General features: G+C 66.0%; 23 protein-coding genes. 8 read left to right on the top strand and 15 right to left on the bottom strand.

Features of this window, described 5'->3' with window-relative positions:
• Positions 1-8: 8 nt before the first annotated feature.
• On the bottom strand, positions 9-1,271 hold the full coding sequence (urtA, locus tag CK489_RS23135; RefSeq protein WP_050627860.1) for an urea ABC transporter substrate-binding protein: 1,263 nt from the start codon (positions 1,269-1,271) through the stop codon (positions 9-11).
• Positions 1,272-1,440: 169 nt separating this feature from the next.
• Between urtA and CK489_RS23130 the strand changes: the two genes are divergently transcribed.
• The 4 genes from CK489_RS23130 to CK489_RS23115 all read left to right on the top strand — a co-directional run bounded on the left by CK489_RS23130 (position 1,441) and on the right by CK489_RS23115 (position 7,545).
• Positions 1,441-4,809 (top strand): hybrid sensor histidine kinase/response regulator, encoded by a 3,369-nt coding sequence (locus CK489_RS23130; protein ID WP_095733926.1) that lies wholly within the window; start codon positions 1,441-1,443, stop codon positions 4,807-4,809.
• Positions 4,799-5,725, top strand: a complete 927-nt coding sequence (locus CK489_RS23125; protein ID WP_095733925.1) for a response regulator — start codon at positions 4,799-4,801, stop codon at positions 5,723-5,725. The genes CK489_RS23130 and CK489_RS23125 overlap by 11 nt, the downstream gene beginning before the upstream one ends.
• Before the next feature lie 97 nt (positions 5,726-5,822).
• Positions 5,823-6,701 carry a LysR family transcriptional regulator gene (locus CK489_RS23120; RefSeq protein ID WP_050627857.1) on the top strand — a complete coding sequence of 293 codons (879 nt, stop codon included), beginning with the start codon at positions 5,823-5,825 and terminating at the stop codon, positions 6,699-6,701.
• A gap of 169 nt (positions 6,702-6,870) precedes the next feature.
• Complete coding sequence (locus CK489_RS23115) at positions 6,871-7,545, top strand: peroxiredoxin-like family protein (protein ID WP_095733924.1); 675 nt, start codon at positions 6,871-6,873, stop codon at positions 7,543-7,545.
• Positions 7,546-7,624: 79 nt separating this feature from the next.
• Here the strand turns inward: CK489_RS23115 and CK489_RS23110 are convergent, their stop codons facing one another.
• Complete coding sequence (locus CK489_RS23110; protein ID WP_095733923.1) at positions 7,625-8,587, bottom strand: AraC family transcriptional regulator; 963 nt, start codon at positions 8,585-8,587, stop codon at positions 7,625-7,627.
• A 130-nt stretch (positions 8,588-8,717) separates the two neighbouring features.
• On the opposite strand from CK489_RS23110, the gene CK489_RS23105 reads away from it, so the two are divergent.
• The 3 genes from CK489_RS23105 (at position 8,718) to CK489_RS23095 (ending at position 10,348) form a co-directional block, all read left to right on the top strand.
• On the top strand, positions 8,718-9,254 hold the full coding sequence (locus CK489_RS23105; protein ID WP_095733922.1) for a carboxymuconolactone decarboxylase family protein: 537 nt from the start codon (positions 8,718-8,720) through the stop codon (positions 9,252-9,254).
• A 32-nt stretch (positions 9,255-9,286) separates the two neighbouring features.
• Entirely contained in the window at positions 9,287-9,790 is a 504-nt protein-coding gene (locus tag CK489_RS23100) for a YkgB family protein (protein ID WP_050627941.1), read from the top strand.
• A 366-nt stretch (positions 9,791-10,156) separates the two neighbouring features.
• The gene (locus CK489_RS23095; RefSeq protein WP_050627853.1) at positions 10,157-10,348 is read left to right on the top strand and encodes a hypothetical protein; all 192 of its coding nucleotides are present in this window, start codon (positions 10,157-10,159) and stop codon (positions 10,346-10,348) included.
• A 128-nt stretch (positions 10,349-10,476) separates the two neighbouring features.
• Here CK489_RS23095 and cobF read toward each other — a convergent pair whose 3' ends face one another.
• Genes cobF through cbiE form a run of 6 tightly spaced genes read right to left on the bottom strand, consistent with a single transcriptional unit; the run spans position 10,477 to position 15,606 of the window.
• On the bottom strand, positions 10,477-11,226 hold the full coding sequence (cobF, locus tag CK489_RS23090; RefSeq protein WP_095734623.1) for a precorrin-6A synthase (deacetylating): 750 nt from the start codon (positions 11,224-11,226) through the stop codon (positions 10,477-10,479).
• 7 nt (positions 11,227-11,233) lie between these two features.
• The gene (gene cobA, locus CK489_RS23085) at positions 11,234-11,962 is read right to left on the bottom strand and encodes a uroporphyrinogen-III C-methyltransferase (RefSeq protein ID WP_095733921.1); all 729 of its coding nucleotides are present in this window, start codon (positions 11,960-11,962) and stop codon (positions 11,234-11,236) included.
• Positions 11,959-13,269, bottom strand: coding sequence for a cobyrinic acid a,c-diamide synthase CobB (locus CK489_RS23080; RefSeq protein ID WP_095733920.1), 1,311 nt, complete (start codon positions 13,267-13,269; stop codon positions 11,959-11,961). Before CK489_RS23080 ends, cobA begins: the two co-directional genes overlap by 4 nt.
• On the bottom strand, positions 13,266-14,063 hold the full coding sequence (gene cobM / locus CK489_RS23075) for a precorrin-4 C(11)-methyltransferase (protein WP_095733919.1): 798 nt from the start codon (positions 14,061-14,063) through the stop codon (positions 13,266-13,268). Before cobM ends, CK489_RS23080 begins: the two co-directional genes overlap by 4 nt.
• Positions 14,060-14,428, bottom strand: a complete 369-nt coding sequence (locus CK489_RS23070) for a cobalamin biosynthesis protein (RefSeq protein ID WP_198961002.1) — start codon at positions 14,426-14,428, stop codon at positions 14,060-14,062. The genes cobM and CK489_RS23070 overlap by 4 nt, the downstream gene beginning before the upstream one ends.
• The gene (gene cbiE, locus CK489_RS23065; protein WP_095733917.1) at positions 14,425-15,606 is read right to left on the bottom strand and encodes a precorrin-6y C5,15-methyltransferase (decarboxylating) subunit CbiE; all 1,182 of its coding nucleotides are present in this window, start codon (positions 15,604-15,606) and stop codon (positions 14,425-14,427) included. Before cbiE ends, CK489_RS23070 begins: the two co-directional genes overlap by 4 nt.
• On the opposite strand from cbiE, the gene CK489_RS23060 reads away from it, so the two are divergent.
• Positions 15,605-16,354, top strand: coding sequence for a cobalt-precorrin-6A reductase (locus CK489_RS23060; RefSeq protein WP_095733916.1), 750 nt, complete (start codon positions 15,605-15,607; stop codon positions 16,352-16,354). The two genes, cbiE and CK489_RS23060, sit on opposite strands and share 2 nt — an antisense overlap.
• On the opposite strand, the gene cobJ is transcribed toward CK489_RS23060, so the two are convergent.
• The 7 genes from cobJ to CK489_RS23025 are packed head-to-tail and all read right to left on the bottom strand — an operon-like array spanning position 16,330 to position 24,237.
• Positions 16,330-17,064: a precorrin-3B C(17)-methyltransferase gene (cobJ, locus tag CK489_RS23055; RefSeq protein WP_095733915.1), complete on the bottom strand. Its 735-nt coding sequence runs from the start codon at positions 17,062-17,064 to the stop codon at positions 16,330-16,332. The two genes, CK489_RS23060 and cobJ, sit on opposite strands and share 25 nt — an antisense overlap.
• A complete protein-coding gene (locus tag CK489_RS23050; protein ID WP_095733914.1) occupies positions 17,061-17,792 on the bottom strand; it encodes a precorrin-2 C(20)-methyltransferase in 732 nt (243 codons plus the stop codon). The genes cobJ and CK489_RS23050 overlap by 4 nt, the downstream gene beginning before the upstream one ends.
• A 2-nt stretch (positions 17,793-17,794) precedes the next feature.
• Positions 17,795-18,424: a precorrin-8X methylmutase gene (locus CK489_RS23045; RefSeq protein WP_095733913.1), complete on the bottom strand. Its 630-nt coding sequence runs from the start codon at positions 18,422-18,424 to the stop codon at positions 17,795-17,797.
• Complete coding sequence (cobG, locus tag CK489_RS23040) at positions 18,424-19,587, bottom strand: precorrin-3B synthase (protein WP_095733912.1); 1,164 nt, start codon at positions 19,585-19,587, stop codon at positions 18,424-18,426. Before cobG ends, CK489_RS23045 begins: the two co-directional genes overlap by 1 nt.
• Positions 19,584-22,832, bottom strand: coding sequence for a cobaltochelatase subunit CobN (gene cobN, locus CK489_RS23035; RefSeq protein WP_095733911.1), 3,249 nt, complete (start codon positions 22,830-22,832; stop codon positions 19,584-19,586). Before cobN ends, cobG begins: the two co-directional genes overlap by 4 nt.
• Positions 22,832-23,866, bottom strand: coding sequence for a cobalamin biosynthesis protein CobW (gene cobW, locus CK489_RS23030; RefSeq protein WP_095733910.1), 1,035 nt, complete (start codon positions 23,864-23,866; stop codon positions 22,832-22,834). The genes cobN and cobW overlap by 1 nt, the downstream gene beginning before the upstream one ends.
• On the bottom strand, positions 23,863-24,237 hold the full coding sequence (locus tag CK489_RS23025; protein ID WP_050627843.1) for a DUF1636 family protein: 375 nt from the start codon (positions 24,235-24,237) through the stop codon (positions 23,863-23,865). Before CK489_RS23025 ends, cobW begins: the two co-directional genes overlap by 4 nt.
• Between the last annotated feature and the right edge of the window lie 12 nt (positions 24,238-24,249).

Genomic DNA, 24,249 nt, shown 5'->3' with positions numbered 1-24,249 from the left:
GAAAGAACTCACTGGTAGCCCTTGGGGAACGGATTCGGCTCGACCAGATCGGCGGTCTCGTAGATCAGCTCATACTGGCCGTCAGCCTTGGCGCGTCCGACGCGGGTCTTCGACCAGAGGTGATGGTTCTCGTGGATCCGGACGTAGCCTTCCGGCGCGCCCTTGAACTCGACGCCGGGGGAAGCCGCCGCGATCTTGTCGATGTCGAAGCTCTGCGCCTTCTCTACCGTCAATTTCCACAGCCACGGGCCGAGATAGGCAGCCTGTGTGACGTCTCCGATCACGGTCTTCTCGCCCCACATCTTCTTGAACGCAGGCACGAAGGCCTTGTTGTTCGGATTATCGAGCGACTGGAAGTACTTCATGCAGGCATAGGCGCCCGCGATGTTCTCGCCGCCGATGCCGTCGATCTCGTCTTCGGTGACCGAGATGGTCAGCAGCGTCTGCTTCGACAGGTCGATGCCGGCCGCCTTGAGCTGCTTGTAGAACGCGACGTTCGAGCCGCCGACGATGATCGCGTAGATCACGTCGGGCTTGGTCAGCTTGATCTTGTTGATGACCGAGTTGAACTGGGTCGAGCCGAGCGGGAAGTATTCCTCGCCGACCACCTTGCAGCCCTGCAGATGGTTCTCGATGTGCTTGCGCGCGATCTTGTTCGAGGTGCGCGGCCAGATGTAGTCGGAACCGAGCAGATAGAAGCTCTTGGCGCCCTTGGTCTTGTTGACCCAGTCGAGGCCGGCGATGATCTGCTGGGTCGCCTCCTGGCCGGTGTAGATCACGTTCTTGGACTGCTCGAGGCCTTCATAGAAGGTCGGGTAGTACAGCATGCCGTTGTACTGCTCGAACACCGGCAGCACCGCCTTGCGTGAGGCCGAGGTCCAGCAGCCCATCACCGCGGCGCATTTGTCGTTGACCAGCAGCTTTTTCGCCTTTTCCGCGAAGGTCGGCCAGTCGCTCGCGCCGTCCTCCTGGATGAACTTGATCTTGCGGCCGAGCACGCCGCCGGCGGCGTTGATCTGCTCGATCGCGAGCTTCTCGGCCTCGACCGAGCCGGTCTCGGAGATCGCCATGGTGCCGGTGACGGAGTGCAGGATGCCGACCGTGACTTCGCTATCGGTGACTGCAAGACCGGTGGTATTGACCGCGGAAGTTGCAGGAACGTCGGCAAAGGCGGGCCGGCCCAGCATCGACATGGCCGGCAATGCCGCCATTCCCATCAAGAGCTTACGGCGGAGCGGCGACGGCAGTCCTGGTTTTGTTTCGTCTGACATGAGCACCCCATCTGGTTCGAGAACGCTTATTGATGGGGCGAGGATTGCTCACTTTTGTGCAGCGCACTGATACGTGAGATCGCGTATACTGCACCGCAAAATAGCGACGTAGGTTTTTGGTACGGGATTTGCCCGCGATCAGCGCATCGTGGACCAGGAGTTAGAACGAGTGGCAGGGCGGCAGCGGATAGACCGCGTCAGGCGCCAATATAATCAATGGGTCGCCAACCAGACGCTGGAAGACTACGCGCTGCGCTTCACCGCCAAGAGCGCACGGCGCTGGTCTGCCGCCCGCGTCGCCAACACCGCGCTCGGCGCGATCTCCTTCCTGGCGCTGGAGGCGATCGGCGGCACCATTACCCTCAACTATGGGGCAATGAACGCCTCGGCCGCGATCCTGGTCGTCAGCGTCATCATCTTTCTGTGCGGGCTGCCGATCGCCTACCATGCCGCAAAGAGCGGCATCGACATCGACCTACTGACCCGTGGCGCCGGCTTCGGCTATATCGGCTCGACCATCACCTCGCTGATCTACGCCTCCTTCACCTTCATCTTCTTCGCGATCGAGGCGGTGATCCTCGCCAGCGCGCTCGACATGTGCTTCGGCATCCCGCGGCCGATCGGCTATCTGATCAGCGCAGTCGTGATCATTCCGCTGGTCATCTACGGCATCACGCTGATCAGCCGGTTCCAGCTCTGGACCCAGCCGTTGTGGATCGTCCTCCACATCATGCCGTTCGCGGCGATCGCCTGGGCCAATCCGCATTCCTTCACCGAGTGGCGGAAATTCGCCGGCGAGCACGGCGATCCCGCTGGCAATCTCGACCTCCTGCTGTTCGGCACCGCGGCCTCGGTCGTGTTCGCGCTGGTGGCGCAGATCGGCGAGCAGGTCGACTTCCTGCGCTTCCTGCCGCGCGACCGCCGCACCTCGCGCAAGGCGTGGTGGATCGCGTTGCTCTCTGCCGGCCCCGGCTGGATCGTGCTCGGCGCGCTCAAGCTGCTGGCCGGCTCGTTCCTGGCCTTCTTCGCGCTCAGCCACGGCGTCTCGGCGGAGCATGCGGCCGAACCTGCCAACATGTATCTCGAAGCCTTCCGCTATGTGCTGTCGCAGCCTGACCTCGCGATGGCGCTGACCGGCACATTCGTGATCCTGTCGCAGGTCAAGATCAACGTCACCAACGCCTATGCCGGCTCGATCGCCTGGTCGAACTTCTTCTCTCGCCTCACCCACTCGCATCCCGGCCGCGTGGTGTGGCTGGTGTTCAACGTCGTGGTCGCGCTGCTCTTGATGGAGATCGGCGTCTACAAGGCGCTGGAGCAGACGCTGGCGCTCTACTCCAACGTCGCGATTGCCTGGGTCGGCGCACTGGTGGCCGATCTCGTCGTCAACAAGCCGCTCGGCCTGCGGCCGCAGCACATCGAGTTCAAGCGCGCCCATCTCTGCGACATCAATCCGGTCGGCGTCGGCGCCATGACGATCGCGACCGTGGTCTCGATCAGCGCGTTCTACGGCCTGTTCGGCCCGACCGCCAAGGCGCTGTCCGCCTTCGTCGCGCTCGCGGTCGCCTTCATCGCGGCCCCCCTGATTGCCTGGGCGACGGACGGCAAGTACTACATCGCGCGCAAGCCGAAGCGGAGCTGGCAGAACATTGAATCGATCCAGTGCTGCATTTGCGAGCATGCGTTCGAGCCCGAGGACATGGCCGCCTGCCCGGCCTATGCCGGCCCGATCTGCTCCTTGTGCTGCTCGCTCGACGCGCGCTGCCACGACCTCTGCAAGCCGCTTGGGCGGATCGGCGCACAGGTCGCGGAAGCCCTGGGCAAGGTGATGCCGCAACCGATCTACGCCCGCATCAACTCGCAGCTTGGCCATTACCTCGGCGTGTTCGCGGTCTCGGCCGGCCTCGTGGCGCTGGTGCTCGGCCTGATCTATCTGCAGACCACGGCAGCCGTGCATGCCAATGAATTGTTGGCCGATGTGCTGTGGAAAGTGTTCTTTGCGCTGACCCTGATCATCGGTGTCGTTGCGTGGCTGTTCGTGCTGGCGCAACAGAGCCGGCGCGCCGCCGAGGAAGAGACGCGGCGGCAGACCACGCTGTTGATCCAGGAGATCGACGCCCACAAGCGCACCGACGCCGAGCTGCAGCGCGCCAAGGAAGTCGCTGAATCGGCCAACCTCGCCAAGAGCCGCTACGTGGTCGGCCTCAGCCACGAGCTCCGCTCGCCGCTCAACGCGATCTCCGGCTACGCGCAGCTGTTGGAGCAGGATGACAGTCTCCACATACGTCCGCGCGAGCAAGTGCGCGTGGTCCGCCGCAGCGCCGATCATCTGTCGGGCCTGATCGACGGCATTCTCGATATCTCCAAGATCGAGGCCGGCCGGCTCTATCTGTCGCGCGACGAGGTGCGGCTGAACGATTTCCTCGAACAGCTGGTCGGAATGTTCCGCCTGCAGGCCGCAGCCAAGGGCATCGACTTCGTGTTCAAGCGGCCTGCCGTGCTGCCGGTCGTGGTCTACGCCGACGAGAAGCGGCTGCGGCAGATCCTGATCAACCTGCTCTCGAATGCAATCAAGTTCACGCAATCCGGCCAGGTGCAGTTCGTGGTGCATTACCGCAGTCCGGTCGCCGAGTTCGAGGTGATCGATACCGGGCCGGGCATCCAGCCCGACGACCTCGAGCGGATCTTCGCGCCGTTCGAGCGCGGCGCGCTCGGCGTCACCCAGCCGCAGACCGGCACCGGACTTGGCCTCACCATCAGCCGCCTGCTCGCGGGCGTGATGGGCGGCGACATCAAGGTCTCGAGCACGGTCGGCACCGGCAGCACCTTCAAGGTCAAGCTGCTGCTGTCAGAAGTGACCAATCCGCGCCGCGATGCGCCGGTCGACGCTCCCGTGTACGGCTATCACGGCCCGCGCAAGACCATCCTGATCACCGACGATGACCCGACTCATCGCGACCTGTTGCGCGAGATCCTGGCGCCGCTCGGCTTCATCCTGCTCAGCGCGCCGGATGGACCGGGCTGCCTTGCGCTGGCGCAACACTGCCGGCCGGACATGTTCCTGCTCGACATCTCGATGGCGGGCATGGACGGCTGGACGGTCGCCGAGACCTTGCGCTCCGAAGGCCATCACCAGGCGCGCATCCTGATGATCTCGGCAAGCGCGCTGGAGGCCCATGGCGCGCCGCTGGCGCAGCCCTTCCACGACGGCTACTTGATGAAGCCGATCGACATCCCGCGGCTGCTCGAGACCATCCGCCAATTGCTCAAGATCGAGTGGCAGTATGAGGCCGAGCCGTCGCCGCCTCCGCAATGGAAGCCGGATAGCGGTTCGCGTCCGCCGGTTAAACATGTCGAGGAGCTGATCAGCCTTGGCCAGCTCGGCTATATCAGAGCGATTCAGCTCAAGCTCGACGAGATCGGCAATGAACATCCCGAACATGCCGATTTCGTCGGCCAGATGCGCACGCTGATCGACCGGTTCGATCTCGATCAATATATGGCGACGTTGAAGACATTGCACAGCTATGACCATTGAACAAAGAAAGCGCGACGTCGCGCTCGTCGTCGACGACTCGCCGGAGACGTTGCGGCTGCTGACCGACGCGCTCGACGGCGCCGGCATGACCGTGATGGTCGCGCTCGACGGCGCCTCCGCGATGCGTATCGTCGAGCAGATCACCCCTGATATCGTGCTGCTCGATGCCGTGATGCCCGGCATGGACGGGTTCGAGACCTGCCGGCGGCTGAAGCGCGATGCCGGGCTCGACGGCGTCCCGATCATCTTCATGACGGGCCTCGCCGAAACCGAGCACATCGTGCGTGGACTGGAGGCCGGCGGCGTCGACTATGTCACCAAGCCGATCGTGATCGAGGAGATGCTGGCCCGCATTCGGGTCCACCTCGCCAACGCACGGATGACACAGAGCGCCCGCGCCGCGCTCGATGTCTCCGGCCGCTATTTGCTCGCGGTCAACAGATCAGGCGCGCTGCTATGGGCGACGCCGCAGGCCCAGAAACTGCTGTCGGATACGCTCGCCGACGCCGCCGATGATTTCGTCTTGCCGGATCCGATGCCGCAATGGCTCGAACAGGCACAGAAGGGCATGGCGGGAAAGAAGACCGCGACCGTGGCGTCATTCCCCGGCAATGAGCAGCTTCGGCTGCAATATATGGGCAAGCTCGGTCCGAACGAGTTCCTGCTGCGGCTGGCAAAAGACACCAGCGGCGACATGCCCGCGGAATTCTCCAGCGAGCTCGGCCTCACCACCCGCGAGGGCGAGGTGCTGTCCTGGCTCTCCAAGGGCAAGACCAACCGCGATATTGCGCAGATCCTGGGCCTCAGCCCACGCACCGTCGACAAGCATCTCGAGCAGATCTACGCCAAGCTCGGCGTCGAGAACCGCACCGCCGCCGCCGCGATCGCGGTCAACGCAAGGCATCGCAAGTCGTAGCCTGCCCGCCCCTGCCGCCTGCGCGTGCCTGGAAATGGCCATTCGCTCCGACCCGTGACAGGATGGGCTGTATTGCTCATTCCTGCGGAGAATAGCCATGGATCGCCTGGCGGCGATGGAGACGTTCGTGCGGGTGGTCGAGACCGGCTCGTTCTCCGGCGCGGCGCGGCAGCTTCGGATCGGCCAGCCGGCGGTCTCGAAGTCCGTCGCACAGCTTGAGGAATTTCTCGGGGTCAAGCTGCTGACGCGCTCGACCCGCGGCCTCGCTCCGACCGAAGCGGGGCTCGGCTACCTCGAGCGCGCCAGGCGCGCGCTTGAAGAGGCGGCCGAGGCCGAGATCGCCGCGCGCGGCGCCGGAGCCGGCCTCAAGGGACGATTGCGGATCTGCGCCGCCGTCACCTTCGCCCGCATCCATCTCATTCCGATGCTGCCGAGATTCCTCGCGCAGAACCCGGAACTTGAGCTTGAGGTCGTGCTCGACGACCGTCAGATCGATCTGGTGCAGGAGGGCATCGACGTCGCCCTGCGGATGGGAAAGATGACGGATTCGACGCTAACCGCGCGCCGGGTCGCAAGATGCAAGCGCCTCGTGCTGGGCACGCCGGCCTATTTCGAGCGATCCGGCACACCGTCCACGCCGGGCGAACTGAGCCGGCACCAGGCCGTCGTCTATCTGCGCGAGGGCAGCGTGTGGTCATTTCAACGCGAGAGCACCGAACTCGCCGTCACTGTGCGGAGCCGGCTGCGGGTAAGCGCCGCCGAAGGCGTTCGGGCTGCAGTGCTGTCCGATGCCGGGCTCGCAATCGCCTCAGAATGGATGTTCACCCCCGAGCTCAAATCGGGCGCTGTGCGAGCCGTCCTGCCGGAGTGGAGCCTCCCCGCGCTAGATCTCTGGGCCGTGCTTCCGACCGGCCGCGCCGCGACCGCCAAGGCCCGTGCATTCGTGAACTTCTTCGAGCGGAGCTTCAATGCGTGACGCGTCATCCGGCGGGTGAAACAATCAGCGTACTTATTCCGAACAGGAATAAGTATTAGGTCGACGGCAGCGCTACCCCGCACAGCCGTTTTTTCCCTAGCTTCCCAGGTGTGAGTTCAACCAACAGACGGCGCCGCCGTCCTCCACCCTGAAATCAAGGGAGATCACTATGTCGCTTCAAGCCAGGCTCGACGCTTTCAAGGCGGACTTCGAGGCCGGAAAACCGCCCTACAACGTTCCGCGCACTGTCATCGACATCGTGCACCGCGCCACCGCGGAGCTGATCGCATCCGGCGCCGCCCAGCGCGCCAGGAAGGCCGGCGATGTCTCCCCCGCCTTCGCACTCCGGGATCCCGACGGCAACATCGTCAGCTCGGTCGACCTGCTGAAGCGCGGCCCGCTGGTGCTCAGCTTCTACCGCGGCGTCTGGTGCCCGTATTGCAACATGGAGCTGCAGGCACTGGAAGCCGCCAAACCGGAATTCGACAAATACGGCGCTTCGCTGGTCGCGATCTCGCCGCAGACCGCGCCGAACAGCCGGAAGTCAGTGCGCCAGAACAGACTCTCCTTCCCTATCCTGTCCGACGTGAAGGGACAGGTCGGCGACGCCTTCGGACTGCGCTTGCACCTGCCCGACTATCTGGTCGAGCTCTACAAGCAGCTGAAGAACGATCTGCCGACCTTCAATGACGATCCGAGCTGGACATTGCCGATGCCGGCCCGCTACGTCATCGGACAGGATGGCCTGATCCTCTACTCGGAGGTGAATCCCGACTATACCCGCCGCCCGGAGCCAGAAGATATGATCGCGGTTCTGCAGCAGGCGGCCGCCGTGAAGGCATGACAGCGCACAACGCGGCCTGTGGCGGCAAGCCATCGGCCGCCTGCCCGTCGCGGGTCAGACTTCCAGGGCGCGCGACGGATCATCCCGTGCGGCGCCCCTCGTCACCGCCACCCGGCTCGGACGATTGCGCCTTTCGCCACTGCGCCGGCGTCACGCCCATATGGCTCTTGAAGGCGCGCTGAAAGGCGGCCTCGGATTGGTAGCCGGCCATTTCCGCGACCGCGCCGGTCGAAAGCGATGAACTCCTCAATTCGTTCGCCGCCAGCGTCATCCTGATATCGGTGAGCAGATCGCTGGCAGATCGTCCGAGCTTGTCCTGGAACTGTCGTGCAAGCGTGGCGCGCGACATGTTGCATAGCCGCGCCAGTTCCGGTAGCGACCATGCGCGTGCCGGATCATTGAACATGGCGGCAACCGCGGGCGCGATGCGAGGATCGCCGACCAGCGCAAGAAGACCACGTGGCGCGGCCCCCGTTTCGCTCGCAAGCCGCAGCGCAAGCGCAAACATCGCCGTCGACAGTGCGTTCAGCATGGCGCGGCCGCCGAGATGATCGTCGGCGGTTTCGCTGCGCATCAGGGCCACGAGGCCGGCGAGCTGTGCGGCCGTCCCCTTTCCGATCCGCGGGCCGGCATGCACGACAAGACGCGGCGGAAGATAGCTGCGCAACAGACGGTCGTGCGGAGGTGCAATCGCGAAGTGTCCGCACAGCAGGTCGAGCCGTTCGTCCGACCCCAGGTTTTCGCTGATCGTGAAATTCTGCGCCGCCCGGTTGCGCGGCGGCAGCGGCGCCGCTCCGCTGCCGTCATGCATCACGTGTCGCGGGTTGCCCGGTAGCAGAAGGATGTCGCCGGTTTTCAGCAGCAGCGGCTGACCGCCTGCGGGATCGTCCAGGATCGCCGAGCCGGCCAGCACCGCATGATAGGGGATCTCGTTGGTCGCACCCGGGCCCTGCTCGATGCGCCAGGGCACGCTGTAACTGCAGCGAATATCGAGCCGCCCGCGCACCGGCATCATCTCGAACAGCCGGCTGAGCCAATCCATCGCCAATACCCTCGAGGCAGTCCATGAGATGATTGAGCATATAATCGAGCTGTATGAACATTCAATGTCTCAAACCTCGATCCTATTGTCACTCCGCAATCGTTCACCAACCCCAGCAAGGAGTGCCACCATGTCTCGTCTTTCAGTCCCCAATCTCGAAACCGACACCGGCCCGTCCGGCCAGATCTACGCCCAGATCAAGAGGGCGGTCGGCAGCGTCCCGAATGCCTATACGGCGATCGCCGCCCACAGCCCGGCCGCGCTCAAGGCGATGGTCGCCGCCGATGCAGTGCTCGCCGGCGGCAGCCTGTCCAAGCGTGATCAGGAGATCATCAAGACCGTGGTCAGTGCCGTCGGCGGCTGCGATTACTGTGTCGCCGCGCATTCGCACTTCGCCAAGCTCGCCGGCGTGAAGGCCGATGCGCTGAAGCAGATCCGCGACGGCGAGCCGACCGGTGATGCCAAGTACGATGTGCTGATCGATTTCGTTCGCAAGCTCGCGCGGTCGAGCGGCACCGTCAGCGACGAGGATTTCGCCGCGATCAAGGCTGCCGGCTACAGCGATGCGCAGCTGGTCGAGATCAGCCTGGCGTTTGCGACCATCGTCTTCACCAACGTCTTCAACCGCATCAACGACACCGACATCGACTTCCCCGCCGTCGCATGACGCGGCCGAAGTCAATCGAAAGGATCGCGATCATGACTACACTTTCCAGCACCCAGCAAGGTCCACTTGTCCGCGCCCTCTACCGATCCGGCCTGCTCGCGGAGGATCTCGACTATCACGTTGTCCGGGCCTCGATGGTCATCATGTTCCTGTTCTTCGGGTACCAGAAATGGTTCCCCTACGAATTCGAACGGCTGGTCCCGTTCATCAGCAACGGGCCGCTGATCTGGTGGCTATATCCAGTCTTCGGTCACGCCGGCGCCAGCTATTTCCTCGGCGCCTCGGAATGGACGTTCGGCTCGCTGCTTCTGGCAGGCTTCTGGGACAAGCGGCTCGGCATCCTCGGCGCGCTCGGCTCGACCGGGACGTTCATCGCGACGGTCACCATCATCCCGTTCATGCCCGATGGCTGGGACGTTGCCGCCGGAGGCTTCCCCGCGATGACCGGCAACGTGCCTTTCCTGATGAAGGACGTCGTTCTGCTCGCGGTCTCGCTCTATTTGCTGAGGCAGGACGTGGTTCGCCTGACGCGGTAATAGGTGGCATCCGCTGATGGCGATGGATCGCCGGCGAACCCTGCGTTCGCCGGCGATCGCGCGTTGTCGGGCAATTGAGCAGACGCAACATCTGCCTCGAGCGCTGCAACATGGCAGCCATTATCGCCGCGCAAATCGATTTCCCTATCGCTCTTTAAGGCCGCATCGTAACCCGTTGCCGAGTTTGCGGAATGCGCTGAAATTGGCCAACTGTAAAGCGCGACCGGCTGCGCGGCGTTCCGCTCGACGCGGACGATTGTTTTATTCCCATGCAGGAAATGATCCGTAGTTCTCCGCCCGTGAACATAGTTCCGCCGCGCAGTCTGCGCTAAAGAAGGACCGCCGGTGTTGTTCTGGGGTGAGTTGATGAAGAAGGACGACGTCACGTGTCCGCGCTGCGGGGCCGGATTCCGACGGCTTGAGCTGGCATCCGGCTCAGCAAGCCAGGGCGAGTATCGCTGCCCGGTCTGCGAGACGACACTCGAGCAGTTCGGTGGTGACAAGCTCGTCGCCTACCGCCTGACCATCCAACCCTCGATTCGCGGCTTGAAGACCTAAAGCGCGATGAGATTAGGTTGAATCGTCATCGCGCCTTAGCCTTTTATTTGCGTATGATCCTTTCGGAAAACCGCTTCGCACTTTTCCGGATCATGCTCTAGCAGCGCCCGCTGCAGGCAATCTCTCGATCACGAACTCCGCTTCAGGACGTAGCAGTCCATGATCCAGCCATGCTGTTCGCGCGCATCCCGACGCACGGCGACGATGCGGGGGCCGACCTCCGCGAGCTCCCCCGCCAGGATGATCTGATCGGGCATGCCGAGATAGGCGCCCCACCAGATCCTCAGGCCCTCAGGATCGAGCGTCTGGAAGGCGGCGCCGCCGTCGAGCATCACGACGATGGTATCGACACCAGGCGGCCAGCCGCCCTCGCGCAGCCGCCGGCCCGTCGTGACAAGGAAGGGCTCGCCGATCTCGTTGAGCGGCAGCGCATGCGCCGCGCACAGCGCCTGGATCGACGTGATGCCTGGGATCACGTCGATCGACGGCAGCGGATCGAGCCGTTGCGCAATCCGCAGGCTGGATTCGTAGAGCGAGGGATCGCCCCAGATCAGCAAAGCGACGCGGCCCTCGCGGCCGAGATGGCGCGCGATTTGCTCCGACCAGCTCGCGGCGACCGCATCGTGCCAATCGTCCACGCCCTTGCGATAGTCCTCCTCGCCGGCGTCACGCACCGGCAGGTCGAACTCAGCAATGCGCGTACGGTCGTTGTTCAGCGCCTCTGCGCAGATCGTTCGGCGCAATTCGGCGAGGTCCGACTTCGCGCTCCCCTTGCGCGGGATCAGGATCAAGTCGGCGGCATTGATCGCGGCCGTTGCAGCGAGGGTGAGCTGCCGGGGGTCGCCACAACCGATACCGATCAGGGACAGCGTCAACATGGCCGCATCAACCTTGATCCGGCGCCAGCGCACCGAACAGAATAATCGAAGCTGTCGTGGCAGCGCCCGCGTGCGCGAGCTGTTCGGCCAGCCCTGCGATCGTGGTCCGATGAAGCTGCTCGTCGGCATGGCCGAGCGACTCCGCGAGCAGTGCGGGCGTCTCGGCCGAAAGGCCGTGCGCGACCAGCTTCGCGGCCAAGGCCGGAAAGGTGCGTCGGCCCATATAGACGACCGTGGTCGCTTCGGGATCGGCCAGCGCCGCCCAGTTCAAATCCGCCGGCAATTCGCCGGTGACATCGGCGCCGGTCACGAACTGGACCCGGCGCGAGGTCAGCCGCCGCGTCAGCGGAATGCCGGCCTGCGCTGCGGCAACCGAGGCCGAGGTCACGCCGGGGATGATCTCGTAGCCGATGCCGGCATTGCGCAGCGCCTCGATCTCCTCCTCGAGGCGGCCGAAAATGCCGGCATCGCCAGATTTCAGCCGCACCACGCGCACGCCCGCCGCCGCGTAGTCGACCAGCAGCCGGCTGACGTGATGCTGTTTCGCCGAGAGGCGGCCGGCGCGTTTGCCGACCGCGACGAGATTGGCGCCGGAGCGCGCGAGATCGAGGATCGCGCCCGCGGCAAGATCGTCATAGAGCACCACGTCGGCCTCGCGCAGCCGCGCCGCTCCCTTGATGGTCAGAAGCTCGGGATCGCCGGGGCCGGCGGAAACGAAGGAGACGAAGCCGCTCATCGGTCCTCCGCGATCAGATGGAAGAAGGTGCCCGTCGCGTTGCTCCGCCGCGATCCGGTTTCCGCGACGATCGCGCCGGTCGCATCGCGCACCACCGCAAGCGGCGTGTCGGGCTGCGCGACGATGGTCGAGTAGTGAAACTCGTGGCCGCGCAGCCGCACGCCTGGACGGTGCCCGGGCATGGGTGCGGCAAGTTCGGCGAGCCGATAGCCCAGATGCATGCGACGCTTGGCGTAGCTCGTCTCGAGGCCGAGCAGGCCGGCCATCTCATGGCGCACACCCTCGGCATCGATGAGCGCGGCGCCCAACACCATGTAGCCGCCGCACTCGCCATGTAGCGGTCTTGTCTCGGCGAAGGTGCGCAATCCGCCAATAAATCTCCTGTTGGCGGCAAGCCGGCCGGCATGCAGTTCAGGATAGCCACCGGGCAGCCAGCACACATCGGCGTCCGCATCGGGGCCTTGATCGGCAAGCGGTGAGAACGTCACGATCTCGGCGCCGGCGGCGCGCCATGCTTCCAGCATGTGCGGGTAGACGAAAGAGAACGCGGCGTCGCGCGCGAGCGCGATGCGCTGGCCGGGCGGTGTGATGTCCAGGCTGCGCGCGGCTGGTTGCGGCAACCAGACCTGGGCCGCTTGCAACACGGCATCGAGATCGACATGCCCAGTGACGAAGCGTGCGGCCTCGCTGATCAGGCCATCGATCTCGGCCTGCTCTTCGGCCTGCACCAGGCCGAGATGGCGCTTCGGCAAGGCGATCTCGGCGTGGCGCGGCAGCGCGCCCAGCACGGCAATGCCCGCCCCCGCCATGGCATCGCGCACCAGCGCTTCGTGCCGCGCACTGGCGACACGGTTGAGAACGACACCCGCCAGCCGCACGCCGGCGCGAAAATCGCGCAGCCCCGCCGCGATCGCCGCCGCCGTCTGGGCCTGGCCGGAGGGATCGATCACCAGCAGCACCGGCCATCCCGTCATCTCGGCAATGTCGGCCGTGGCCCCGGTGCCCGAGACGCCGCGCGCGGCGACGCCGTCGAACAACCCCATCGAGCCTTCGGCCAGCACGAGATCGGCATCCGCACCGCGGCTTGCCAGATGAGCGATCGCATCTGACGCCATCGCCCAGCTATCGACGTTGACAGAGGCGCGTCCGGTCGCGACGGCATGGAACGCCGGATCGATGTAGTCGGGCCCGCTCTTGAGGCATTGCACTTTGAGCCCGCGATTGCGGTAAGCGCGCGCCAAGGCCAGGGTCAACGTCGTCTTGCCGACGCCAGATGCCGGTGCGGAGATCACAAGCCCCGCGGTCATTGCGATGATTCCGGCGCTGATTCCGGAAAGCGTGGTGCTTCGCCCACCGGGCGGTAGCGGCGGTCATAATCGGCCGCATACAGGCGGCTTTCGGCGAACTCATCCGCGCCGAGGGTCTTGCCGACCAGGATCAGCGCGGTGCGTTCGAGCTCGGGGCCAAGCGCGGCATCGAGCGTCGCAAGCGTGGCGCGCACGATACGCTGGTCCGGCCAGCTCGCGCGCCACACGATCGCCACCGGGCAGTCCGCGCCATAATGCGGCGTGAGCTCGGTCACGACCTTGTCGAGCAGATGGATCGACAGATGGATCGCGAGCACCGCGCCGGTCGTGGCGAACGCCGCCAGCGTCTCGCCATCCGGCATCGCACTCGCCCGGCCCGGCGTGCGCGTCAGCACCACCGATTGCGCAAGGCCGGGCAGCGTGAGCTCGGCCTCCAGTGCCGCAGCGGCCGCCGAGAACGCCGGCACGCCGGGCGTCACCGAATACGGAATCTGCAGCGCGCGCAGCCGGCGCAGCTGTTCCCCCATCGCCGACCAGATCGATAGATCACCCGAGTGCAGCCGCGCGACGTCCTTGCCCTCTGCATGCGCCGCGGCAATCTCGGCGATGATCTCGTCGAGCGACATCGATGCCGTGTTGACGATGCGCGCATCCTTTGGGCAATGCGCCAGCACGCCTGGAGGCACCAGCGATCCGGCATAGAGACATACCGGGCACGAGGCAATGAGATCGCGCCCGCGCAAGGTCAGCAGATCGGCGGCGCCCGGTCCTGCGCCGATGAAATGCACCGTCATTCACCGTCTCCTTCCGCGATTGCTGCGGTCGCCATTCGATCTCGCGAAACAGCCCTCGCCGAGATCAGCCGCGCACCACGTCCTGCCGCGGCGATCGCCGCGGCTTCTGCGACCGAGCCTGTGCCAAATGCGGCACGGATCAACTCGGACTGCGTCACGGTTTCGATCTCGGTCAACGCCTCGGCGGGGATGCTTCGGATCAACAGCCCGAGTTGCTGCGCCAGGACTCTCAACGCCGTTGCATCCGCCTTGTCACTCAGCGTTGCAAGCGCCGCAAGACCTTCAGGACCGCCGGCCGCGTCGAGCGCTTCACGTAAGGACGCAACACCAGCTTCGCGCCTGAATCCCAGACCCGCGACCTTCATCTGATCACGCTCCATTGCACGATCGGCCGCGCGGCCTTCCAGGCGCGATAGCGGCCGAGCGGCTCGGCTTGCGCGATCTCGACGCGCATCAGTTCACCGCCATGCCGCTGATGCAGGTCTGATAGCAGCGCCTCGGTTTCCAGGGTCACCGCGTGCGCGACCAGCCGCGTTCCCGGCGCGATGCGCGACCAGATCGCATCGAACATATCGGCATCGAGGCCGCCGCCGATGAACACGGCATCGGGGGCCGCGAGCTCCGGCAGAATGCCGGGCACCTCACCCTCGACGATCGTGATCCGGTGCGTCAGGCCGAAGCTCGCGGCATTGCTGCGGATGTTTGTGGCGCGTTCGCCGCGCACCTCGACGGCAACGGCCGTCCCGCCGCAGAGCGCCCATTCGATCGAGATCGAGCCCGAACCGGCGCCGATATCCCACAGGCGCTCACCGGGCCGCGGCGCAAGCGCCGACAGCGCAAGCGCGCGGACCGGCCGCTTTGTCAGCTGGCCGTCATGCATGAATAATGCATCAGGAAGACCGGAGCTGCGCGCGAGCCCTTGCGTTCCCCGCGCCTCCAGCGCGACTGCGACCAGGCTGTCGCCTGAATCTCCTGCATAGGAGTCGGCGCGATGCTGCGTAATGGACTCCCGCGGTCCGCCGAGCGCGGACAGCGTCCACGTCGCTGACGCCCCCCAGCCACGCTCCGTGAGCCAGCGCGCGAGATCGGCGGCCGCGTTGCCATCGCGCACCAGACAGATGATCCGTGCATCGCGCGAAAGATGCGGCACCAGCCGTTCAAACGGTGCGGCATGAAGGCCAAGGCAGACGGCATTCTCGAGCCGCCAGCCCAGGCGTGCCGCCACAAGCGAGAACGTCGACGGCGCGGAATGTGCGACCCACTCGCCAGCCTGCAATTTCTCGACAAGGCTTCCGCCGGCGCCATGCCAGAACGGATCCCCGGAGGCGAGCACAGCAGTCGGACGGCCGCGGCAGCCGAGCACGATGTCCGCGTCGAACGGCACCGGCCAGGCGCGGCCCCGATCGGTAATCCCGGCCAGTGCAAGGTGCCGCTCGCCGCCGAAAACTGTTTCCGCTTCACCAAGCGCCTTTCGGCTTGCGTCCGACAGCCCCGCAAGGCCATCTTCGCCGATACCGATGATGGTCAACCAGGGATTACCCATGACGCGCGCCCTGATCCTGGGCGGAACGGCCGACGCCAATTTGCTCGCCGCTGCGATCGCGCGCGCGGGCATTGACGCGGTCTATTCCTATGGCGGACGCACCCATGCGCCGGCCGCGCAGCCTTTGCCGACCCGGATCGGCGGCTTCGGCGGCATCAGTGGTCTTGCCGACTATCTGCGGAGCGAAGGCATCTCGCATGTGATCGACGCGACACATCCCTTCGCGGCCGACATGAGCCGCAACGCGATCGCAGCCTGTGCGCAAACCGCAACGCCGTTGCTCGCGCTTGAACGCGCACCGTGGGAGAAAACCTCCGGCGATCATTGGATCGAAGTCGCTGACGTCGCAGCCGCGGCCGCTGCACTGCCGGAGCGCCGCGCCAGCGTGTTTCTCGCGATCGGCCGCCAGCACATCGCGCCGTTCGGTGCCCTGCCGCAGCATGCCTATACGTTGCGCTTCGTGGACCCACCAGGTGAAACGCTGCCACTGCCCGGTGCGGACGTCATCGTCTCGCGCGGACCATTCACGCTCGAGGCCGAGCTCGAGATGATGCGCGCGCGCAGTATCGAATGGATCGTCGCCCGCAATTCCGGCGGAACCGGCGCTCGCGCCAAGATCGACGCCGCCCGCGCCCTCGGTCTTCCCGTCATCATGATCACGCGGCCGCTGCTGCCCGAACGGCCGCAGGTGCAAAGCGTCGAAGCCGTGATGCGATGGCTCGGTCATCGGACCTGCCTCGGCGCATAGACCCAGCGGCCGACGCGCCGCGTCGCCGAATTGCCGACGATCACGAGTGTCCGCATGTCGGCCATCTCGGGCCGCGCGTCGCGCAACTCGACCGTTTCGATCCGCTGGTCTGATGTCGAGACGGCGCGCGCGAAAATCACAATGCGTTTGCCGCAACCAGCTACGTTCAAGATCTCGAGCGTGCGCGCAAAACCTTCCGGCCGGCTCGCCGAGCGCGGATTGTACATCGCGATGGCAAAGTCGGCCTCTGCCGCGAGCCGCAGGCGCTTCTCGATCAGCGACCATGGCTTGAGATTGTCGGAGAGGTTGATTGCGCAGAAATCGTGGCCGAGCGGCGCGCCGACGCTCGCGGCCGCCGCCAGCATTGCCGTGACGCCGGGCAGCACGCGAATCGGCAGCTCGTGCCATTGCGGTGCATCCTCCAGCGCCTCGAACACGGCGGATGCCATCGCGAACACCCCGGGATCGCCTGAGGACACTACGACAACGTGATGTCCCGCGGCCGCAAGCCGCAGCGCCTCGCCGGCGCGCTGCAATTCCACACGATTGTCGGACGGATGCAGCGTCAGGCCGGCGCGCGGCGGCACGCGCGAAACATAGGGTGCATAACCGATGATGTCGGTCGCCGCCGCGAGCGCAGCGGAGACTTCCGGCGTGATCAGCGCCTCATCGCCCGGCCCCAATCCCGCGATGGTCAGCGTGCCGCTCATTGGCCCGCCTCTCTGCGCCGCCCCTGCCCGTGCACCAGCACGATCGCGAAGTACGGACAGTCGGCCTCACCGATATCAGCGAGCCGGGCGATCCGCTGATCCGGCATGGTGCCGCGCTCGACCAGCCACGCGTCGTCGAGACGGCTGGCGGACACGAGCGCGCGGCGGATCTTCGGAAGATTGCGGCCGGTCTTCATCACGACCAGCGCGTCGGAACTGCGCATCCGCTGCGCGAGCTCCGCCTCCGGCAGCGTACCCATCAGGACGGTGGAGACATCGTCGGCCAGCGCAATGGGCTGGCCGATCGCATTCCAGCAGCCGACCATGCCGGGAATGCCTGCGATCACCTCGATCTCGGCACGGCCCTGCAGCCGCGAATAGAGGTGCATGAACGAGCCATAGAAATAGGGATCGCCCTCGCACAGCACGACCACGTCGATCTCGCGCGCAAGCCGCGCCAGCCGCTCGGCCCATGCATCGTAGAATTCGGCCAGCAGGCGCGCATATTCGGGATTGTCGAACGCGATCTCCGTGGTGACCGGATATTCCATCGGATACTCGCTGACGTCAGCGGCAAGCAAGCCTTCCACGATGCGGCGCGCCTGCCCGAGTTGCCCCTTCTTGCGGAAATAGGCGACATGCCTTGCCGAGCGCACGATGCGGTCGGCACGCACGCTCATCAGGTCCGGATCGCCGGGGCCGAGCCCGCAGCAGATGATGCGTCCCATCGCTATTCGCTCCGGCTCGCCAGCGCATTGACGGCGGCAACCGTGATCGCCGAGCCGCCGAGCCGCCCCTCGACGGTCAGCGCCGGCACGGGCGGCTCGGCGATCAATGCCGCCTTCGACTCGGCCGCGCCGACGAAGCCGACCGGGCAGCCGATGATTGCCGCCGGCTTCGGGCAGTCAGCCTCCTCCAGCATGTTGAGCAGGTGAAACAGCGCCGTCGGCGCGTTGCCGATTGCGACGATCGCGCCGGCCAGATTCGGCCGCCACAGCTCCAGCGCAGCGGCCGAGCGCGTGTTGCGCATCGATTGCGCGAGCGCGGGAACGGCGGCGTCACCGAGCGTGCAGATCACCTCATTGCGGGCCGGCAGCCGCGCGCGCGTAATTCCCTCCGACACCATGCGCGCGTCGCAGAGGATCGGCGCGCCCTCCTGCAAGGCTGCCCGTGCGCGGGCGGCCATGCCGGGCGTGAAGCGAATATGGGCTTCCAGGCCCACCATGCCCGCGGCATGGATCATGCGCACCACCACCGGCTCCTCGTCCGGCGTGAAGCGGGCAAGGTCGGCCTCCGACCGGATGGTGGCAAAGGACTGGCGATAGATCGCCGCGCCGTCGGTCTCATAGACGTGCGGCATCAATCGCCTCCCGACAGTAGCGAAGGATTTGCGACGAGATACGAGCTGCTCAGTCCTCGCGCGACCGGCGCATCCCGCGTCGTGCCGCCGCGGATCAGGTCGAAACCCTTGCGCGAGGCAACGAGGGTGACATCGGCAGCGCCGGACTGGGCGCAGCCCTTGGCGCAGCCGGAGACGTGAAGCCGGGCACCGGCCGGGATAAACGAGGCGAGCGCGGATGCCAATGCGCGCGTATCGGCATGCGCCTCACCGCAGCGCGGCGCGCCGCTGCAAGCGATCACCCGGAGCGCCGGATCATCGGGATCAATGATGAGGTCCGCCCCACGCGGCATTTCATGGATCCCTTCGGCCAACATCATCCGCCACGGCGTCATGCGAAGTGCCTGCGCGCAGGTGGCGAGATGGCCGAGCGTCTGGTACGGCATCTGCCCGAAAGCCACGCCGACCATCGCACCGGTCGGAGTGAGACCGGGAACAGGGTTTGCCGATCGAGCCACCGGCGCGGCGTCGCCCCGAAGCGGCTCGGGAAGGCTCGCACCGGCGGTCAGATGCGCCGCCATTCGTCGCTTCTCACCGCTGGCTCCGCCGGAAGCAATGAACCATTCGGCCAGCGCCAGCGCGACCTGCACGGCCTCGCTCCGCGTGACACTGAGCCCGACTTGTGCGCCATCGGCGCGCACCAGCAAGCCTCCGTTGCAAGCGCGTTCGATCCTGATATCGGCCGACGCGCCAGCCAGCACCCGCTCGCTGCCGTCATCGATCGCGAAGCCGAACTTGGTCGGAAGATCGAGCGAAGCGCCGGCGAGCGCTTGTTCCAGCTCGGCCGCGAGCGAGCGTGTATCGTCTTCGGTGGTCCAGAACGGCGTCACCAGAACGTTGCGCCGCGCTTCTGTGTCCGGGTCAGCGTCAAGCAAGCCGAGCCCGGCGAGCCCATCGATCAAGGCCGGATAACCTTCCTCGCTGACGCCGCGGATCTGGAGATTGGCGCGGCTGGTCAGGTCAATCAGGCCGTTGCCATATCGCGCAGCAAGCTCGGCGATCCGCGCCGCCTGCATTGCGTCCAGCCGGCCGCCGCGCGGGCGAATGCGCACCACGAGGCCATCGCCCGACTGCATCGGCCGCAGCGCACCGGGACACCAGCCCTTGATCGCGACCGCGCTCATGAGACCTCCTGCAACGCCGCCGCAATCGAGTTGCGCCGCGTTTGCCACAGCGAGGCTTCGTGCAACCGGGTGAAGCAGGTTTCGATCGCAGCCAACGCGGCCGGATTCTCGCGCGCCATGAAGCTGCGAACCTCGTCATTGCCGAGCGTCGCGTCGTAATAGAGGTCGAACAGGTGCGGCGGCACCGCACCGGCGAGGTGCGCGAATGCCGCCATGTGTTCCAGCGTCGCCGTGATCTCGGCAGCACCGCGGAAGCCATGCCGCATCATGCCGGCGATCCATGCCGGATTGGCGGCGCGCGCCCGCACCACCCGCGAGATCTCCTCGGTCAACGAGCGAGCGTGCGGCTGATCCGGCCGCGTCGCATCGAGGTGATAGAGCGATGGGACTGTTGTGCCGAGCCGGCGCGCCGCCGCAGCAATGCCGGCCTCGTGCGCAGCATAGTCCGCCGCCAGCAGCAGATCGGTCTCCGGCAAGTCCTGGGTATGGACAAAACTGTCGGCGGCAGCGAGCCGCGCCTCGATGGCGGCGCGATCCGGGTGGATCTCGCCGTCGGACGCAATGGCCCAGGATGACGCCGACAGCCAGGCCTCCCCGGCCGCCTCGCGAGCCTCCTGCGTGAAGACATCCGGGACCGCCGCAATGCCGGCACCATAATGTCCGGGGCGAGGACCGAACACCCGTGCGATGCGCTGCCGGTAGGGATTCTCGTCCGCCTCCTCGCTGCGTTCGGACAATGCTTCCGTCGCGGCTTCGAACAGCTGGGCCAATCCCGAAAACACGTCGCGGAACAGGCCTGACACGCGCAGTGTCACGTCGATGCGCGGGCGGCCGAGCTCCGCCGGCGCGATGATGTCGTAGCCCGACACCCGGCCCGACCCGTGATCCCAGCGCGGCGCGATGCCGGCAAGGTGCAGGGCCATCGCAAAGTCCTCGCCCGCGGTGCGCATCGTCGACGAGCCCCAGAGATCGACGACGAGCCCCTTCGGCCAGTCGCCGTGATCCTGTAAATGACGGCGCAGCAGCTCCTCAGCGAGCTTCACGCCCTGCGCATGCGCCGAGGGCGTCGGCACCGCGCGCGGATCGACGGCAAACAGGTTGCGTCCCGTCGGCAGCACGTCGCTCCGCCCGCGATAGGGCGAGCCTGACGGCCCTGGCGCAACACGCCGGCCGGCAAGCGCATCACGCAGTGCTGCCCTTTCTGCATCGCCGCAAGCGCCCTGCCCGAACACGTGCAGGCCGTCGCCGAACTGGCTTTCCTTAAGATCGCAGACGAAACGATCGATCTGTGGAATGGCCTCGGCCGCGGAGACTGACGCCGCGAGACCGAGATCGTCCTCCAACCCGGCAATGCGCGCTTCTTCGCGGATCGCGGCAATCAGGCGCTGCCGCCGCGCCGGATCCAGACCGTCCGCGGTGGAGTATTCATCAAGCAACTGCTCAAGCCGGCGCAAGCCCTGCGGCACGGCGGCCTGCGCCAGCGGCGGCGGCAGATGGCCGATCGTCACGGCACCGATCCGGCGCTTGGCCTGCGCGGCCTCGCCGGGATCGTTGACGATGAAGGGATAGATCACAGGCAGATCGCCGATCAATGCCTCCGGCCAGCACGCCGATGACAGCGCAACCGATTTGCCGGGCAGCCATTCCAGCGTTCCATGCGCACCCATGTGGACGACGGCATCGAAGCCCTGCTGCCGAAGCCACAGATAGAACGCGACATAGCCATGGCGCGGCGCGCGCGAGAGATCGTGATAATCGGCATCGCGATGACCGGCCTCGCCGCGCTCCGGCTGAACGGCAATGATCGACCTGCCGCACCGGATCGCCGCGAAATGAAACGCACCGTCGCGGCAATCGGGATCGCTTTCCGGGGCACCCCATGTGCGCGCAAGATCGTCCTGGAGCTGCTGCGGAATGCTGGCCATTGCCGCGCGATACTCGGCCACGCCCCAGGCCAGTTTCCGGCACAAGAGCGCGTCGCCCAGCGACTCTGCCGGCGCGAGAGCAAAACCTGCAGCCGCGAGATCGGCAAGCAACGTCTCCACCGAAGCAAGCGCATCAAGGCCAACGGCATGCGCGATCTGGTGCGGGCGGCCAGGATAGTTCGAGAGCACCAGCGCAAGCTGCTTGTCCTGCGCCGGCTTGCCGGCAAGCCGGTGCCAGGCTGCGACGCGCGCGGCAATCGCCGCGACGCGCTCGGCGTCCGGCCGATGCGCAAGATGCGCGAATTGCAGATCGGGATCGCGCTCGCCTGCTGACTTGAAGCTCACGACGCCGGCGAAGAGGCGGCCATCGACTTCCGGCAACACCACATGCATGGCGAGATCGCCGGGCGAGAGACCACGCAGCGACAGAGCCCAATCCTCGCGCCGCGCGGTGGACAGGCCAACCTGGAACACCGGGCACGACACGGCATCGAACGGCGTCGTGCCGTCGTCAGCGGCCGCGGAGAACGCGGTCGCGTTGACGATGGCGGCCGGGGGACATGGTGCGAACTGCGCGCGCAGCCAGCCGGCGACGCCTGCCGCCTTCAACGAGGTGACGAAGACACCGTGGGCATCAAAACCCTTCGCGCGCAACGCATCGGTCAATGCGTCGACCGGCGCGGTGTCGCCGACCGCCAGATACGAGCGATAGAAGGTCACCAGCACCCGCGGCCGACCATCCGGTGGCGGCAGCGATGCGACGGCGCCAAGTCGGGAATCGTAGACGCCGATCTCGGGCAGATCGATCTCGCCGACCACAGGTCCGGCATAGAGTCCGGACGCCAGCGCCAGTTGTGCGATCACGGCCTGCGCGGCCACGGGGCCGCCCTTGTCGCACAGCACCTTCAGACGGCGCAGCGTCGAGACCGGCAGCGTCGAAAACTCATCCAGCCGCAGATCATCGCGGCCATCCGCCGGCAGCACCACCAGGGCGATGCCGCGCTCCTTGGCCAGCCGATGTACCGCTGACAGCCCGTAGGACCAATAGGGTTCGCCGCCGATCAGTCGCACCAGGATGCCGCGCGCATGCGACAGCGTCCGCTCGATATAAGTATCGACCGACAGCGGATGGCGCAGCTCCGCGAGATTGGCGAGCCGCAGCGACGGCAACGTGGCGCGGCCGCGCCGCCAGCCGGCCGCGAACGCCGCGAGATCGCTGTCGGAAAACGACAACACCACGAGATCGGCCGGATCCTGGCCGAGGTCTCTTGGTGTCGCGGTCTCCTCAAGGCCGCGGCTCTCGCGGAAGATGACGTGCATCAGACACCAAGCCGGGCCCTGATGGCGGCTTCATCGATATCACCGTGTTCGCCGATCACGACGAGCTTGGACTGTCGCGTCCGCACGCCCCAGGGCATGTCGAACTGATGCCGCACCCGCTCGCCGACCGACTGCACCAGCAACCGCATCGGCTTGCCTTCGACCGCAATATAGCCCTTGGCGCGCAGCACGTTCTGCTCGCGCGCCAGCCCCTTGATCGAGGCGACCAGCGCGTCAATGTCGACAATCTCCGGAAGATCGATCACTACCGAATTGAAGTCGTCGTGCTCGTGCTCTTCTTCGCCGTCGTGATGAGAGGGACGCGATGCGAGGTCATTTTCGGCCGCGGCGCCAAGCCCGAGGATCACGCGCGCGTCGATGGCGCCGTCGACGACGGGCAACATCGGCACCTCGCGCGGCATCTCGGCCGCGATCACCGCCTTGGCCGCGCTGATGCCTTCCGATCCGGCGAGATCGGCCTTGGTCAGCAGCACGATGTCGGCGCAGGCGATCTGGTCTTCGAACACTTCGGACAGCGGCGTCTCGTGGTCGAGATTGTCGTCGGCAGCACGCTGCGCATCCACCGCAGCCGGATCCGGCGCAAAGCGGCCGGCGGCAACGGCCTCTGCATCGGCCAGCGCGATCACGCCGTCGACGGTGATCCGCGAACGGATTTCGGGCCAGTCGAACGCCTTGAGCAGCGGCTTCGGCAGCGCGAGGCCCGATGTCTCGATCACGATGTGATCGGGCTTCACAGGCCGTGCCAGCAACTGCTCCATCGCCGGGATGAAATCGTCGGCGACGGTGCAGCAGATGCAGCCATTGGCGAGTTCAACGATGTTCTCGGTCGGGCAATTGGCATCGGCGCAGGATTTCAGGATGTCGCCGTCGACGCCTTCGCTGCCGAATTCGTTCACCAGCACCGCAAGCTTCTTGCCGTTGGCATTGCGGATCAGGTGCTGGATCAGCGTCGTCTTGCCGGACCCGAGAAAGCCGGTCACGACGGTGACCGGAACCTTGGCGAGTGTAGTCATTCTGCGGCCTCCGGCACGACGGGAAGAGGTGGAATGCGGGCAAGCGATTGCTTGCGGAAGATTTCCGGGCGGCTGCGCCACGGCACGATGCCGTCGGGCGCCGATGCGTAGGCGGAGGCACCGGCGATCACATCCCTGGCATTGGCTTCGGACAGGCGCCCGTAGACATAGGACCACCGGCCGGGCGCGCTGAGCGCAACCGAGCAGCCCTGGCTGCAAGCCGACAGGCATTCGACGGGAACCAGATTGACATCGTCGGGCACACCGGCCTCGACAAGCGCGGCATGCAGACGCGCACCGGGCGCGACTTCACCTTCCGCCAGCGTTTGGCCGGCGCGACAGGTGATACAGACATGAAGAGTAACGCTCATCGGCCTTCCTGG

This window comes from Bradyrhizobium sp. UFLA03-84, assembly GCF_002289535.1.
GTDB lineage: Bacteria > Pseudomonadota > Alphaproteobacteria > Rhizobiales > Xanthobacteraceae > Bradyrhizobium > Bradyrhizobium viridifuturi.
Note: the sequence above shows the minus strand (reverse complement) of the source record. Positions and strands in the feature narration are given on the sequence as shown.

What these genes read in the sequence shown, in the direction of transcription:
- CK489_RS23120 (WP_050627857.1), top strand. Translation starts at nt 5,823, where the DNA reads ATGGATCGCCTGGCGGCGATGGAGACGTTCGTGCGGGTGGTCGAGACC.
- CK489_RS23045 (WP_095733913.1), bottom strand. Translation starts at nt 18,424, where the DNA reads ATGCCGCACGTCTATGAGACCGACGGCGCGGCGATCTATCGCCAGTCC.
- CK489_RS23105 (WP_095733922.1), top strand. Translation starts at nt 8,718, where the DNA reads ATGTCTCGTCTTTCAGTCCCCAATCTCGAAACCGACACCGGCCCGTCC.
- cobW (WP_095733910.1), bottom strand. Translation starts at nt 23,866, where the DNA reads ATGACTACACTCGCCAAGGTTCCGGTCACCGTCGTGACCGGCTTTCTC.
- CK489_RS23110 (WP_095733923.1), bottom strand. Translation starts at nt 8,587, where the DNA reads ATGGATTGGCTCAGCCGGCTGTTCGAGATGATGCCGGTGCGCGGGCGG.
- urtA (WP_050627860.1), bottom strand. Translation starts at nt 1,271, where the DNA reads ATGTCAGACGAAACAAAACCAGGACTGCCGTCGCCGCTCCGCCGTAAG.
- cobM (WP_095733919.1), bottom strand. Translation starts at nt 14,063, where the DNA reads ATGACGGTGCATTTCATCGGCGCAGGACCGGGCGCCGCCGATCTGCTG.
- CK489_RS23070 (WP_198961002.1), bottom strand. Translation starts at nt 14,428, where the DNA reads ATGAAGGTCGCGGGTCTGGGATTCAGGCGCGAAGCTGGTGTTGCGTCC.
- cobJ (WP_095733915.1), bottom strand. Translation starts at nt 17,064, where the DNA reads ATGAGCGGCACGCTGACCATCGCGGGATTGGGGCCGGGCGATGAGGCG.
- CK489_RS23095 (WP_050627853.1), top strand. Translation starts at nt 10,157, where the DNA reads ATGAAGAAGGACGACGTCACGTGTCCGCGCTGCGGGGCCGGATTCCGA.
- cobN (WP_095733911.1), bottom strand. Translation starts at nt 22,832, where the DNA reads ATGCACGTCATCTTCCGCGAGAGCCGCGGCCTTGAGGAGACCGCGACA.
- CK489_RS23125 (WP_095733925.1), top strand. Translation starts at nt 4,799, where the DNA reads ATGACCATTGAACAAAGAAAGCGCGACGTCGCGCTCGTCGTCGACGAC.
- CK489_RS23050 (WP_095733914.1), bottom strand. Translation starts at nt 17,792, where the DNA reads ATGGGACGCATCATCTGCTGCGGGCTCGGCCCCGGCGATCCGGACCTG.
- CK489_RS23060 (WP_095733916.1), top strand. Translation starts at nt 15,605, where the DNA reads ATGACGCGCGCCCTGATCCTGGGCGGAACGGCCGACGCCAATTTGCTC.
- CK489_RS23025 (WP_050627843.1), bottom strand. Translation starts at nt 24,237, where the DNA reads ATGAGCGTTACTCTTCATGTCTGTATCACCTGTCGCGCCGGCCAAACG.
- CK489_RS23080 (WP_095733920.1), bottom strand. Translation starts at nt 13,269, where the DNA reads ATGACCGCGGGGCTTGTGATCTCCGCACCGGCATCTGGCGTCGGCAAG.
- cobA (WP_095733921.1), bottom strand. Translation starts at nt 11,962, where the DNA reads ATGAGCGGCTTCGTCTCCTTCGTTTCCGCCGGCCCCGGCGATCCCGAG.
- CK489_RS23115 (WP_095733924.1), top strand. Translation starts at nt 6,871, where the DNA reads ATGTCGCTTCAAGCCAGGCTCGACGCTTTCAAGGCGGACTTCGAGGCC.
- CK489_RS23100 (WP_050627941.1), top strand. Translation starts at nt 9,287, where the DNA reads ATGACTACACTTTCCAGCACCCAGCAAGGTCCACTTGTCCGCGCCCTC.
- cbiE (WP_095733917.1), bottom strand. Translation starts at nt 15,606, where the DNA reads ATGGGTAATCCCTGGTTGACCATCATCGGTATCGGCGAAGATGGCCTT.
- cobF (WP_095734623.1), bottom strand. Translation starts at nt 11,226, where the DNA reads ATGTTGACGCTGTCCCTGATCGGTATCGGTTGTGGCGACCCCCGGCAG.
- cobG (WP_095733912.1), bottom strand. Translation starts at nt 19,587, where the DNA reads ATGAGCGCGGTCGCGATCAAGGGCTGGTGTCCCGGTGCGCTGCGGCCG.